Source organism: Streptomyces sp. NPDC031064 (genome assembly GCF_055570965.1).
Map to the genome: position 1 here is coordinate 939,542 of NZ_JBVIGF010000001.1, position 12,506 is coordinate 952,047.

At 74.5% G+C, this 12,506-nt stretch carries 12 protein-coding genes; 5 read left to right on the top strand and 7 right to left on the bottom strand.

The window, feature by feature from the left end; all coding sequences use genetic code 11:
• Positions 1-67: 67 nt before the first annotated feature.
• Positions 68-688, bottom strand: a complete 621-nt coding sequence (locus ACZ46W_RS04015; protein ID WP_468330895.1) for a dihydrofolate reductase family protein — start codon at positions 686-688, stop codon at positions 68-70.
• A gap of 180 nt (positions 689-868) precedes the next feature.
• Here ACZ46W_RS04015 and ACZ46W_RS04020 point away from each other — a divergent pair, with 180 nt between their 5' ends.
• Positions 869-1,645: an SDR family NAD(P)-dependent oxidoreductase gene (locus ACZ46W_RS04020; protein ID WP_468330898.1), complete on the top strand. Its 777-nt coding sequence runs from the start codon at positions 869-871 to the stop codon at positions 1,643-1,645.
• On the opposite strand, the gene alc is transcribed toward ACZ46W_RS04020, so the two are convergent.
• Positions 1,642-2,754, bottom strand: a complete 1,113-nt coding sequence (gene alc / locus ACZ46W_RS04025) for an allantoicase (RefSeq protein ID WP_468330901.1) — start codon at positions 2,752-2,754, stop codon at positions 1,642-1,644. The genes ACZ46W_RS04020 and alc overlap by 4 nt on opposite strands.
• Positions 2,755-2,758: 4 nt before the next feature.
• The gene (gene allB / locus ACZ46W_RS04030) at positions 2,759-4,105 is read right to left on the bottom strand and encodes an allantoinase AllB (RefSeq protein WP_468332434.1); all 1,347 of its coding nucleotides are present in this window, start codon (positions 4,103-4,105) and stop codon (positions 2,759-2,761) included.
• Between the two features lie 370 nt (positions 4,106-4,475).
• On the opposite strand from allB, the gene ACZ46W_RS04035 reads away from it, so the two are divergent.
• Positions 4,476-5,285 carry an IclR family transcriptional regulator gene (locus ACZ46W_RS04035; protein WP_468330904.1) on the top strand — a complete coding sequence of 270 codons (810 nt, stop codon included), beginning with the start codon at positions 4,476-4,478 and terminating at the stop codon, positions 5,283-5,285.
• A gap of 440 nt (positions 5,286-5,725) precedes the next feature.
• On the opposite strand, the gene ACZ46W_RS04040 is transcribed toward ACZ46W_RS04035, so the two are convergent.
• Positions 5,726-6,409 carry an ABC transporter ATP-binding protein gene (locus ACZ46W_RS04040; RefSeq protein WP_468330907.1) on the bottom strand — a complete coding sequence of 228 codons (684 nt, stop codon included), beginning with the start codon at positions 6,407-6,409 and terminating at the stop codon, positions 5,726-5,728.
• Positions 6,406-7,473 carry an ABC transporter permease gene (locus ACZ46W_RS04045; RefSeq protein WP_468330910.1) on the bottom strand — a complete coding sequence of 356 codons (1,068 nt, stop codon included), beginning with the start codon at positions 7,471-7,473 and terminating at the stop codon, positions 6,406-6,408. Before ACZ46W_RS04045 ends, ACZ46W_RS04040 begins: the two co-directional genes overlap by 4 nt.
• A 112-nt stretch (positions 7,474-7,585) precedes the next feature.
• Here ACZ46W_RS04045 and ACZ46W_RS04050 point away from each other — a divergent pair, with 112 nt between their 5' ends.
• Together ACZ46W_RS04050 and ACZ46W_RS04055 are read left to right on the top strand one after the other, a co-directional pair.
• Positions 7,586-8,770: a sensor histidine kinase gene (locus ACZ46W_RS04050; protein ID WP_468330913.1), complete on the top strand. Its 1,185-nt coding sequence runs from the start codon at positions 7,586-7,588 to the stop codon at positions 8,768-8,770.
• Positions 8,767-9,387: a response regulator gene (locus ACZ46W_RS04055; RefSeq protein WP_468330916.1), complete on the top strand. Its 621-nt coding sequence runs from the start codon at positions 8,767-8,769 to the stop codon at positions 9,385-9,387. The genes ACZ46W_RS04050 and ACZ46W_RS04055 overlap by 4 nt, the downstream gene beginning before the upstream one ends.
• A gap of 7 nt (positions 9,388-9,394) precedes the next feature.
• Here ACZ46W_RS04055 and ACZ46W_RS04060 read toward each other — a convergent pair whose 3' ends face one another.
• Both ACZ46W_RS04060 and ACZ46W_RS04065 read right to left on the bottom strand, forming a co-directional pair.
• Positions 9,395-9,712, bottom strand: a complete 318-nt coding sequence (locus ACZ46W_RS04060; RefSeq protein WP_468330919.1) for a DUF5955 family protein — start codon at positions 9,710-9,712, stop codon at positions 9,395-9,397.
• A 93-nt stretch (positions 9,713-9,805) separates the two neighbouring features.
• Positions 9,806-11,749, bottom strand: coding sequence for a serine/threonine-protein kinase (locus ACZ46W_RS04065; RefSeq protein WP_468330922.1), 1,944 nt, complete (start codon positions 11,747-11,749; stop codon positions 9,806-9,808).
• Positions 11,750-11,867: 118 nt separating this feature from the next.
• On the opposite strand from ACZ46W_RS04065, the gene ACZ46W_RS04070 reads away from it, so the two are divergent.
• On the top strand, positions 11,868-12,476 hold the full coding sequence (locus ACZ46W_RS04070; RefSeq protein ID WP_468330925.1) for a nucleotidyltransferase family protein: 609 nt from the start codon (positions 11,868-11,870) through the stop codon (positions 12,474-12,476).
• The last annotated feature ends 30 nt before the right edge of the window (positions 12,477-12,506 follow it).

The window sequence follows — 12,506 nt, forward strand, 5'->3', positions numbered from 1 at the left end:
TCGCTCCGGGGCGCCGGCGCGCGGATGAGTATCCGTACCCACCCGCGCCTGGGTACCGGCGCGGGTCTCACTCGTCGAGCGCGTACGTGCCGAACTCCGCGGGTCCGGTGGGCCGGTAGGTCTGGATGGTGACGCCGGTGGACGTGGTGCGGTGGCCGGTGAGCTCGAAGGCGGTCGGGGCGCCGCCGTCCGGGAACAGACGCCGGCCCTTGCCGAGGAAGACCGGGAACACCAGCACGTTCAGCTCGTCGAGCAGGCCGAGCGCGATGAGGCTCTGGGCGAGCCGGGCGCTGCCGTGGACCTGGATCTCGCGGCCGGGCCCCTGCTTGAGGCGGTTGACCTCCTCGGTCAGGTCGCCGCTGATGACGGTGGAGTTGTTCCACTCGGCCTTGTCGAGGGTCCGGGAGACCACGTATTTGGGCAGGCTGTTGAGGCGGCTCGCGATCGGGTCGTTCTCGTCGGTGACCTTGGGCCAGTACGAGGCGAAGATCTCGTAGGTCCGCCGGCCGAGCAGGAAGCAGTCCACCCGCTCGAACACCTCGTTCATGAACCGGCCGAAGTCCTCGTCCGCGAACGGGACGCTCCAGCCGCCGTACTCGAAGCCGTCGGTGCGGTCCTCCTCGGGGCCGCCCGGGGCCTGCATCACGCCGTCCAGCGTCATGAAGGTGGTGAGGGTCAGCTTGGCCATGGCCGGTGCCTTTCGTTCGGGTCTTTCCCATCGTGTGTCACAGGTGCTGACCGTGCCTCCGCACAGAACTCATCGGTGGACGGGCGCCGGATTCGGCGTCCGTTTCCCGCCGGTACCGGGACCGCCCCTCCGATGTGATTGATCACGCAACCACTTCTGACGAACGGCATGGAGGGCACCATGAACGGCAGGACGGCTCTGGTCACCGGCGGCAGCCGAGGCATCGGCGCCGCGACCGCGCTGCGGCTGGCGCGGCAGGGCGCGGACGTCGCGATCACGTACGTCCGGGACGAGGAGGCGGCCCGGGCGGTGGTCGGCGGGATCGAGGCGACCGGCCGCCGGGGGGTCGCGCTGCGGGCCGACGCGGCGGACGCGGTGGCGCAGGCGGACGCCGTGGAGCGCGCCGCCCAGGCGCTGGGCGGGCGGCTGGACGTGCTGGTGAACAACGCGGGCGTCGGGGTGCTCGGCCCGCTGGAGAGCCTGACGCTCGCCGACGTCGACCGGGTGCTGGCGGTGAACGTCCGGGGCGTGTTCCTGGCGTCCCGGGCGGCGGCGGCGCGCATGGGCAGGGGCGGGCGGATCGTCACGATCGGCACGTGCATGGCCCAGCGGGTGCCGACTCCCGGCGGGACGCTCTACGCGATGAGCAAGTCCGCGCTGACCGGCCTGACCAAGGCGCTCGCCCGGGAGCTGGGCGGCCGGGGCATCACGGCCAACATCGTCCACCCGGGGCCGGTCGACACCGACATGCTGCGCTTTCCGGGGGACACCCCCGGACCCCCGCGGCGGACGGCCTGTACGCGGAGTTCGCGGTGGACGGCGCGGCTACGCCGCGTGGCCCCGTGGTCCCCGCAGTCCCGTAGCCCCGTGGACATGCGCGAGGGCGCACCGGTGCTGTCCTTCCGGTGCGCCCTCGCATACGGGCGGGTGTCGTGCCGCCCGGGTCGTGGTGGCTAGCTCAGCTCGTCGTGGCGGGCGGAGAGGCGCTTGGCGCCCTCGTCCGTCAGCGAGCCGAACAGCCGCAGGCGGGAGATGCCGCCGTCGGGGTAGATGTCGATGCGGACGTGGGTGCCGACGACCGGCTCGGGCAGGACGAACCGGTGGTTGGTGTCCGGCTGGAGGCGGGTGCGGGACAGGAACTCGGTCCACTCGCCGCCCTCGCCGTCACGTACGGAGAGAGCCGCCCAGCCGGCGCTGTTGCCCTTGAGGTACGCGGTGTCGATCTCGACGGCGCGGATCGCGGACTGCTCGACGAGCTGGTAGCGGATCCAGTCGTTGCCCTTGTCACGGCGGCGGCGGGTCTCCCAGCCGTCGTCCATCTTGCGGGAGCGGCCCGGCTGGATGGTGTTGGTGGCCGGTGAGTAGAAGCGGTCGGAGGCGTCCTCGACGCGGCCGCCGTTCTCCAGGGCCACGACGTCGAAGGTGCCCAGCACGCCGAGCCACTCCGGGTCGGGGGCGACCTCGCCGTACACGCGCAGGCGGGCGATGCCGCCGTCGGGGTGCTGCTTGACGCGCAGGTGCGTGAAGCGCCGCTCCACGTCCACGGAGAAGCCGTTCGCCGCGTGGCCGCCGATGGCGGTGCGCGGGACGAGCGTCGTCCACTCGACGTCGTCGGCCAGCAGTTGCTCGGGCGACGGGGAGCCGGCCACCGAGGTCGCCTCGATGGAGACCGCCTGCGGGTAGTTGCCGCGGAAGTGGGCGGTGTCGACGACGATTCCGCGTACGACGCCGGGGGCGCCGAGGCGTACCAGCGCCCAGTCGTGGTCGTCGTCCGTGGGGTGGGGCTCGGTGGCGGAGACACCGCGGCGGCGGCGCGTCTCCCAGCCGTCCATGATCTTGCCCTTGTGCCCGAAGTGCTCGGGGTCGAACTCGGCGGGCTCGGGCTTGAGCATGTTCTCGCGCTCGGCGAAGAACTCGTCGTTGGCGGCGATGACACCCGCGCCGAGGCGGCGGTCGGCGAGGTCGACGAGACCGGTGAAGGGGAAGTCGGCGGTGCGGTAGTCGGCGTAGGGGTCACCGCCGCCGTAGGGGCTGGCGTCGCCGGTGAAGGAGGATATGACGGTCACGGGGTCACTTGTTCCTTTCGAGCAGCCGGCCGGTCGGCTCGGCCACGGTGCCGTTGTCGGCGATGCGTACGCCACGCAGCCAGGTGGACTTGACGACGCCGTGCAGGGTCTTGCCCGCGTACGCCGTGACCTGGTTGCGGTGGTGGAGCTCGGCCGGGTCGACGGTGAAGGTCTCGTCGGGGGCGAGGACGGCGAAGTCGGCGTCACGGCCGGGCTCGATGGCGCCCTTGCGGTCCAGGCCGGCGAGGCGGGCCGGGGCGGTGGACATCCAGCGGACGACCTCCTCCAGGGTGCGGCCGCGGCGGCGGGCCTCGGTCCAGATGGCGGGCAGGCCGAGCTGGAGGGAGGAGATGCCGCCCCAGGCGGTGGAGAAGTCGGGGGTCTTGAGGTCGGCGGTGGAGGGCGAGTGGTCGGAGACGATGCAGTCGATCGTCCCGTCGGCCAGGCCCTCCCACAGCGCGTCCTGGTTGGACGCCTCACGGATGGGCGGGCAGCACTTGAACTCGGTCGCGCCGTCGGGGACTTCCTCGGCGGTGAGGGTGAGGAAGTGCGGGCAGGTCTCGACGGTGACGCGGACGCCCTCGCGGCGGGCGGCGGCGATCATCGGCAGCGCGTCGCTGGAGGACAGGTGCAGCACGTGCACGCGCGCGTCGAGACGCCGCGCCTGGTTGATGAGGTTCTCGATGGCGGTGTTCTCGGCGTCGCGCGGCCGGGAGGCGAGGAAGTCGGCGTACTTCGGGGAGCTCTTCTGCGGGGCGGCCGCGAGGTGGTGCGGGTCCTCGGCGTGCACGATCATCAGGCCGCCGAAGCCGGCGATCTCGGCGAGCGAGGCGGCGAGCTGCTCCTGGTCGAGCTGCGGGAACTCGTCCACGCCGGAGGGCGACAGGAAGCACTTGAAGCCGTAGACCCCGGCGTCGTGCAGCGGACGGAGGTCCTTGACGTTGTCGGGCAGGGCGCCGCCCCAGAAGCCGACGTCGATGTGGGCCTTGGACCGGGCCACGTCCTGCTTGACGCGCAGGTTCTCGACCGTCGTCGTCGGGGGCAGGGAGTTGAGCGGCATGTCGACGAGGGTGGTGATGCCGCCCGCCGCGGCCGCGCGGGTGGCGGTCCAGAAGCCCTCCCACTCGGTGCGGCCGGGGTCGTTCACATGGACGTGGGTGTCGACCAGGCCGGGGAGGACGACGTGGTCGCCGACGTCCTCCAGCCGGGCGCCGGCGGGCACCTCGGCGTCGTGGGGCAGCACCGCCGCGATCGTGCCGCCGGCCACGGCGACCGAGGCCGGGCGGGTGCCCTCGGGGGTGATGACGCGCGTCGAGCGCAGTACCAGAGTCACGTTCGCGTCCACGTCCATGCCCTGCTCCACGTTGCCGTTCAGCTCCACGTTCCCGTCCACATCGCCTTCCACATCGCCGGCTGGATTCTCGTTTTTCAACGAACTGTTGAAAGAGTCTTCACTCCGGACCCGACGTCGTCAAGGGTCCCCCGGGTCGCGACCGGGTGGCGAGCGGACGGCTTGGATGTTTCCATGAAGTGGAAAGCTAATTTCATCAGGGAGAACGTAGCTACCCACATGAGGAGCGCGCGCAGACCTCCGCGGAACACCGAGGACACCCGGACAAACAGCGCCTGACCGGCGAAGACGCCCCACTGCGGGCGATGTGCCCGACGGCAGGGCCCGGTAGGCTGCTGACTTGCCCATCCGCCTCGAAAGGACCGTTGACGTGCCGACGTCCAGCGCCAGCACCACCGACGCCGCCAAGCCCGCCGCCGCGACCGGCGGTGTCCAGTCCCTGGAGCGTGCCTTCGACCTTCTGGAGCGGATGGCCGACGCCGGGGGCGAGGTCGGGCTGAGCGAGCTCTCCTCCAGCAGCGGACTGCCGCTGCCCACCATCCACCGCCTGATGCGCACGCTGGTCGCCTGCGGCTACGTACGCCAGCAGCCCAACCGCCGCTACGCGCTCGGCCCCCGCCTGATCCGCCTCGGCGAGTCCGCCGCCCGCCTCCTGGGCACCTGGGCGCGCCCCTACCTCGCCCGGCTGGTCGAGGAGACCGGCGAGACCGCGAACATGGCGCTGCTGGACGGCGACGAGATCGTGTACGTCGCGCAGGTGCCGTCCAAGCACTCGATGCGCATGTTCACCGAGGTCGGCCGGCGCGTGCTGCCGCACTCCACCGGCGTGGGCAAGGCGCTGCTGGCGCACACCCCGCCGGAGGAGGTGCGCGCGCTGCTCGCCCGCACGGGCATGCCCGCCGCGACCGAGAAGACCATCACCACGCCCGAGGGCTTCCTCGGCGCCCTGGAGCAGGTCCGCACGGCCGGGTACGCGGTCGACGACAGCGAGCAGGAGATCGGGGTCCGCTGCATCGCGGTCTCGGTGCCCGACTCCCCCACCGCCGCCGCCATCTCCATCTCGGGCCCGGCCGGCCGGGTCACGGAGGCGGCGACGGAGCGGATCGTGCCGATCCTCCAGGGCATCGCCAAGGAACTGTCCACGGCCCTGGCGAACCCCGCCAACAACGGCCAGGCCTGACACCTGGCACGGCCGGTCACCGCGAAGCGACCGGGCGGCAGCCCCGGCGCCCGGGCCCGCCCCGCGCCGCCCAGGCCCAGGCCCGCGGCCGTCACCGCTGAGCCGACCCGGGCCCCGGCCCGACCCGGGCCCGTCACCGCTGAGCCGGCCGGGCGGCACCGCCCAGGCTCGCCCGGGCCCGTCCCGGCCCCCGCGCCCAGCCTCGCCCCGACCCGGGCCCGTCGCCGCTCAGCCGGCCGGGCGGCACCGCCCCGGCCCGCCCGGGCCCGTCCCGGCCCCGCGCCCAGCCCCGCCCCGCCCCGGGCCCGTCACCGCTGAGCCGGCCGGGCGGCACCGCCCCGCCCCGGCCCGCCCCGCGGCCGTCACCGCTGAGCCGACCCGGGCCCCGGCCCGCCCCGGGCCGCCCCGCGCCGCCCAGGCCCGTCCCGGCCCCGCAACCGTCAGCCGCGCACCGGCAGCGGGTCCGTCGACAGCTTGCCGTCCAGGACGGTGACCGTCCGGTCGGCGCGGTCGAGATGGGTCCGGTCGTGCGTGACCACGACCGTGGCCGTTGCGCGCTCACGGGTCAGGGTGACCAGCAGGTCGAGGACCGCCGCCCCGCGTTCGTGGTCCAGCGCGCTGGTCGGTTCGTCGACCAGGAGCACGGCCGGGTCGTTCATCAGCGCCCGCGCGATGTTCACGCGCTGGCGCTGGCCGCCGGAGAGCTGGTGCGGGCGCCGCGCGGCCAGGTCGGCCAGGCCCACCGCGTCGAGGAGCTCCAGGGCCCGCCGCTCACGGTGCTCGCGGCCCGACAGGTGGGCCATCACCCGGAGCTGCTCGGCGGCGGTCAGCGACGGCAGCAGGTTCGGCTGCTGGAAGACGATCCCGACGTGCTCGCGCCGCAGCGCCGCCTTCCCGGCCCGGTCGAGCGTGCCGGTGTCCGTACCGGCCACCACCACCCGCCCACGGTCCGGGGTCACCAGCGTCGCCGCGACCGCGAGGAGGCTGGACTTGCCGGAGCCGGACGGCCCGACGACCGCCGTGACACTGCCCGGTGGCACGTCCAGGTGGACCGCGTCCAGGGCGGTCAGGCGTCCGTCGCCGTCGGGGTACGTCAGCGTCACGTCGTCGAGGTGCAGGCTCATCGGGCGCTCCCGAGCGCCGTGAGGGGGTCGACGGCGGCGATCCGCCGGATGGACAGGGCCGCGCCGAGCAGCCCGAGCGCGACCGTCACGGCCGCCGGGCCGAGCACGGTAGGCGGTTCGAGTACGAAGGGCACGTCGCCCCCGCCCACCACCGCGCCGATGCCCGCCGCGAGCCCGGTGCCGATCAGCGTCCCGGCGACCAGCACGACCACCGCCTGGCCCAGCGCGTCCTTCAGCAGGTACGGGGTGGACGCCCCGAGCGCCTTCAGCACCGCCACGTCGCCGCCGCGCTGGATCGTCCACACCGTGAAGAACGCCCCGATGACGAGCGCCGAGATCACGAAGAGGAAGCCGCGCATGAGCTGGAGCGAGCCGTTCTCGGCCCGGTAGGACCCGATGGCGGCGAGCGCCTCGTCGACGGTCGTGCTGCGCGTACCGGCGGCCTCGTCGCCCGCCGCCCGGCCGGCGCCCTCGCCCCTGAGGGCGACGACGGTGGCCCCGCCCGGGCCGCCGAGGCGCTGCCAGTCGGCGAGGGACGTCCACACCACCGGGGTGTGGCTGTACGAGGCGTCGCCCTCGACCGCCGCGACCGTGGCCTCCACCGGCCCGGTCCGCACCCGGTCGCCCACCCCGACGCCCAGCTCCTCGGCCGCCCGCACCGACAGCACCACCCGGCCGGGGCCGAGGGCGGCGCTGCGCGGCGCGACCCCCGCGCCCGGCCGCGTACCGAACGCGGAGACCGCCGCCGTACGGTCACCGGCCGCCGCGTCGAGCGTGCGGATGCCGACCGGCTCGGCGGCGGTGACGCCCGGCTGCCGCTGCCACGTCCGCCAGGCGCGCTCGGTCACGGCCGAGTCGGTGAACGACACCGGCCGGCCCGGGGGCGGGGCGGCGAAGGCCAGCCGGTCGGCGGGCAGCGCGGTGATCGCCGAGACGTTCTCCCGCGCGAGCCCGGCCGTCAGCCCGGACAGCAGGCCGACGAGCAGGGTGATCAGCACGATCACCGTGCCCATCAGCGTGAATCGCCCCTTGGCGAAACGTAGGTCTCTCCATGCCACGAACATGCGGGCCAGCCTGCCGACGGGCGGCCCGCACGGGCATCGCGCGCCGGACGGGTCCCTGATCAAACTTTCGGTTGAGGGCGGACTCCCCCGGCCCGCCTACGCTGGAGGCGTCATGGATCCCCGTACGCTCACCCCCGCCCTGCGCGTCCTGCGCGTCTGTCTGCACCTGCTCATGGCGGGGCTGCTGGCCCTGGCCGCGCTCCGTGACCCGGCCCCGGCCGCCGTCGCCGCGGCGGCCGCGACGGGGGCGGTGTACGCGGTGGGCTCGGCCCTCCGCGCCGTACGGGAGTCCCGGTCCGCCGCCGCCCTTTGGCTGGGCGCCCTGTCCGCGGCGTGGCTGGTGCTGCTGGCCGTGACGCCCGACGGGCTGTGGGTGGCCTTCCCGCTGTACTTCCTGCACCTGCACCTGCTGCCCGCGCGCTGGTCCCTGGCGGCCGTCGCCGCCACCGCGGGCGCGGCGATCATGTCGTACGTACGCCATGGCGCACCGCTCAACCCGGGCGCGTTCATCGGCCCGCTGCTGGGCGCGGCCGTCGCCGTGGCGACCGTACTCGGCTACCAGGCGCTGTACCGGGAGAGCGAGCGGCACCGGCGGCTGGTCGAGGAGCTGACGTCGACGCGGGCGGAGCTGGCCGCCGCCGAGCGGCACGCGGGCACGCTGGCCGAGCGGGAACGCCTGGCGCGGGAGATCCACGACACGCTGGCGCAGGGCCTGTCGTCGATCCAACTGCTGCTGCGGGCCGCCGAGCGCGCCCTGCCGGACGGCAACCCGGTGGCGGCCGGGCACATCGAGCGGGCGCGCCGGACGGCCCAGGACAACCTGGCCGAGGCGCGGCGCTTCGTACGGGCGCTGGCACCGGCCGACCTGGAGCGGGGTTCGCTGGCGGCGGCGCTGGAGCGGTTGTGCGACGACCCCGACGGGCCGGGGCCGCGCGTGCGGTTCTCGCTGAGCGGTACGCCGGTCCCGCTGCCGACGCCGTACGAGGTGGCGCTGCTGCGGATCGCCCAGTCCGCGCTGGCCAACACGGTGCGGCACGCGGGCGCCGGGCGCGCCGGGATCACGCTCACGTTCATGGACGCGTCCGTGACGCTGGACGTGGTGGACGACGGCAAGGGCTTCGATCCGCGTGCCTGGACGCCCTCCCCCGGCGACGGTCTCGGGCTCCAGGGTTTCGGGCTCCGGGCGATGCGCTCGCGGGCGGAGTCGCTGGGCGGCACGTTCACCGTCGAGTCGTCGCCCGGCCAGGGCACGGCCGTCGCGGTGGCCCTTCCGCTGCCCGCGGAGGGGGCCGTATGACCATCCGCCTGCTGCTCGCCGACGACCACCCCGTGGTCCGCGCGGGGCTGCGCGCCGTCCTGGACACGGAGCCGGACTTCACGGTGGTCGCGGAGGCCGCCACGGCGGAACGCGCGGTGGAGCTGGCCCACGCAGTGGACGTGGTCCTGATGGACCTCCAGTTCGGCGGCGGCATGCACGGCTCGGAGGCGACGGCCGCGATCACCGCCCGCGAGGCGGCGCCCCGGGTGCTGGTGCTGACGACGTACGACACGGACGCCGACATCCTGGCGGCCGTCGAGGCGGGGGCGAGCGGCTACCTGCTGAAGGACGCGCCGCCGGAGGAACTGGCGGCGGCGGTCCGCACGGCGGCGGCCGGCCGGTCCGCGCTCGCCCCGGCCGTCGCGCACCGCCTGATGGACCGGATGCGGGCACCGGCCCAGGCGCTGACCAAGCGGGAGCTGGAGGTGCTCCAGTTGGTCGGCGAGGGCCTGTCCAACCTCCAGATCAGCAAGCGGCTCTTCCTCAGCCAGGCCACGGTGAAGTCGCACCTGGTCCACGTCTTCGCCAAACTGGGCGTCGACTCGCGGACGGCGGCGGTGGCGGCGGCCACCGCCCGCCGCCTGATTCGCCGTTAGGCCCTGGTCAGATCCTCGGCTGCGGTTCGCCGAACAGCTCCACCGCGTGGCGTACGTCGGTGAGCGCGCCGCCGAGGGCGCTCACCGAACCGACGGCCCCCGCGATGAGCAGCAGCGACCGGCGCAGCCGGCGCACCTCGGGCACGCCGGTGAGGGTCATGGCGGCGAGCGCGGCCAGCTCGTCCTCGGCGATGCCCCGGTCGGCGAAGTCGGCCGGGTGACCGGCGAGTTCCCGGCGGAGGCGGGAGACGGCGGCGCGCAGCTCCGTCACCCTCGGGTCCTCGCCGCTCTCGGCCACGCGCCTCTGTCCCATGCTTCGCAACAAAAGCTCTCCCGCCCCTTGCACGCACTACGTTGTGCGCCCGTCCCTGTACTTAACGCCATGACGGGCGGGGAGCGCCACTCCTCTGACGAAATCTCAGGAGGTGGCTTCCGGGGCGATCGCGTTGCGCCACACGGTCACGTCGAGCGTGACGTAGTGACTGGGATCGGATTCGGGCGACTTCCCCTGGTACGTGACCAGGCCGACGTGTCCCCCGTTGGTCAGGACACACAACTGGGACCCCTTGGACAAGGTGTCGAGGTCGACCCGGTCGGCATAGCGGGTCTCGGTGCGGCAGGTCTCCAGGTCGCCCTTCTGTCCGGTGCGCAGCAGGATGAGCCGCCCGTCCTCGACGTAGATCTTCTCCAGGCTCCAGTCGTAGGCCACGTCCACGTTGGCGTTGTCGCCGAGCGGCTTGACCGGGTCGTCGCCGAGCGTCAGGTGGTAGCCGTCGGTGAGGTCGATGCCCTGGTAGACGGCGGGCGTCGGGTCGGCGACCGGCTCCGGGGGCTTCGGGGAGGAGGAGTCGGGCGCGGGGTCGGTCGCGTCCGCCGCGCCGTCCGCGGGGGTCTGCTCCTGGGGCTTGGGGTCGCTCTTGGCCTGGTCACCGCTCTGCGCCTGGCCACCGCCCTTGTTGTCGTCGCGCGACATCAGGTAGTACACCCCACCGCCGGCGAGTCCGGCGACGAGCAGCGCGGCGGTGAGGGCGAGCAGGACGTTCCGCTTGGTCTTCTTGCGGGGCGCGGCGGGGGCGGTGACCGAGGTCGCGGCGGTGACCGGCGCCGGTCCGGTGTACGGGGGCGGGGTGGGGTGCGCCTGCGGGTAGCCGTACGCGGGGGTGGGTGCGGGGGCGGGCTGTGGGGCCTGCGGGTGCTGGTGGGCGTTCGGGGGCAGGTTGCCGCCGGCGTGCGGCTGGGCGCTCGGCTGGGTGGGCGGCGGGCCGAAGCCGGGCGGCGGGGTCGCCGGGGCCGCCTGTGCGGTCGGGGGGTGCGGTGCCGGGGCGGCCGGTGCCTGCGGGTGGGCGGGCGGCGGCGTCGCGGGGGCGGCGGGCGCGGGGGCGGCGGGCGCGGGGGCCGGCGCCGGGGGCTGGGACGGGGGCGGGGGCGTGGTGGCCGCCGCGGGGGCGGGCGCGGCCGCGCGGGTGGTGATGTCCGCGGCGACGGCGCCGGGCAGCCACTCCTCGGGGCGGCGCAGCGCGGTCTGGTCGCTGGCGGCCTGGCACAGCGCGAGGATGTCGGCGACGGAGGGGCGCCCGGCCGCGTCCTTGGTCAGGCAGCGGGTCACCAACTCGCCAAGCTGCGGCGGGAGTCCGTCGAGCTGGGGCTCCTCGTGGACGATCCGGTACAGCACGCCGTGCGAGGTGCCCTCGCCGAAGGCCGGGCTGCCGATGGCCGCGTACGCCGCGACCTGGCCGAGCGCGAAGATGTCGGTGGCCGCGGTGACCGTCCGGCCCGCCGCCTGCTCGGGCGACATGAAGGACGGGGTGCCGATGGTGACCCCGCTGCCGGTCAGCGAGGTGGCGTCGGCGGCGCGCGCGATGCCGAAGTCGATCACCCGCGGCCCGTCGGCGGCGAGGAGGACGTTCGCGGGCTTGAGGTCGCGGTGCACGATGCCCGCGCCGTGGATGACCTGGAGCGCCTCGGCGATCCCGGCGACCAGCAGCAGGACCGTGTCGACGGGCAGCCTGCCGTGGGTCTGCACCGCGTCGGCGAGGGAGGGGCCGGGGACGTACGCCGTGGCCAGCCAGGGCTGCCGGGCGTCGGTGTCGGCGTCGATGACGGGCGCGGTGTACAGGCCCTGGACGCGCTGGGCGGACTTGACCTCCTGCGCGAACCGGCGCCGGAACTCGGCGTCTTCGGCGAAGTCGGGCCGGATCACCTTGATGGCGACCGGCCGGCCGCCCGGGGTGTACGACAGGTACACCTTGCCCATGCCGCCGGCGCCGAGCCGGGCGGCGAGCCGGTAACCGGCCACGGATCGCGGATCGTCGTCCTCCAACGGCTGGAAGACCGTTCCCTGGCGCGCCGGACCACCACTCATCAACCCATGTCCCCCGTAACGAACTTCGTTCTGATCTGCCTGCCGGACGCACCCTATCCAAGGCGGAGGCCCGTCTTCACCCGCGCACGGGCGCACGGGCATGCGGTATGCACTCCACATGGGACATACGACAACAGACGGACCGCGGATCGCGGGACTTCTCCTCGCGGCCGGCGGCGGACGGCGCCTCGGCGGGCGCCCGAAGGCCCTCCTGGAGCACCGTGGCCGCCCCCTGGTCGAGCACGCGGTGGGCGTGCTGCGCGCGGGCGGCTGCGACGTGGTGCACGTGGTGCTGGGCGCCGCCGCCGGCACCGTACGGGAACGGGCCTCGCTGCCCGGCTGCGTGCTGGTCGACAACCCGGACTGGGAGGGGGGCATGGGTTCGTCGCTGCGCGTGGGGCTGGCGTCGCTGGCGGGCTCGGGTGCCGACGCGGCCGTGGTGTCACTGGTGGACCAGCCGGGGATCGGGCCGGAGGCGGTGCGCCGGGTGGCGGCCGCGTACCGCTCCCGTGACGCGCTGGTGTCCGCCGCGTACGGCGGGAGGCGCGGCCATCCGGTGCTGCTCGGGGCGGACCGCTGGGCGGACGTGGGGGCGAGTGCGGAGGGGGACCGGGGGGCACGCGCGTACCTGAGGGAGCACGAGGCGGCGATCGTCCTCGTGGAGTGCGGGGACGTGGCGGAGCCGTACGACATCGACACGGTGGAGGACCTGGGGCACCTTGAGTGAACGAGATGGCACTCAGAGCCATGTTGTGTC

Excerpts from the sequence above, each read along its gene's own strand:
- ACZ46W_RS04015 (WP_468330895.1), bottom strand. The coding sequence starts at position 688 with ATGGCCAAGCTGACCCTCACCACCTTCATGACGCTGGACGGCGTGATG.
- ACZ46W_RS04020 (WP_468330898.1), top strand. The coding sequence starts at position 869 with ATGAACGGCAGGACGGCTCTGGTCACCGGCGGCAGCCGAGGCATCGGC.
- allB (WP_468332434.1), bottom strand. The coding sequence starts at position 4,105 with ATGGACGTGGACGCGAACGTGACTCTGGTACTGCGCTCGACGCGCGTC.
- ACZ46W_RS04040 (WP_468330907.1), bottom strand. The coding sequence starts at position 6,409 with ATGAGCCTGCACCTCGACGACGTGACGCTGACGTACCCCGACGGCGAC.
- ACZ46W_RS04045 (WP_468330910.1), bottom strand. The coding sequence starts at position 7,473 with ATGTTCGTGGCATGGAGAGACCTACGTTTCGCCAAGGGGCGATTCACG.
- ACZ46W_RS04050 (WP_468330913.1), top strand. The coding sequence starts at position 7,586 with ATGGATCCCCGTACGCTCACCCCCGCCCTGCGCGTCCTGCGCGTCTGT.
- ACZ46W_RS04055 (WP_468330916.1), top strand. The coding sequence starts at position 8,767 with ATGACCATCCGCCTGCTGCTCGCCGACGACCACCCCGTGGTCCGCGCG.
- ACZ46W_RS04065 (WP_468330922.1), bottom strand. The coding sequence starts at position 11,749 with ATGAGTGGTGGTCCGGCGCGCCAGGGAACGGTCTTCCAGCCGTTGGAG.
- ACZ46W_RS04070 (WP_468330925.1), top strand. The coding sequence starts at position 11,868 with ATGGGACATACGACAACAGACGGACCGCGGATCGCGGGACTTCTCCTC.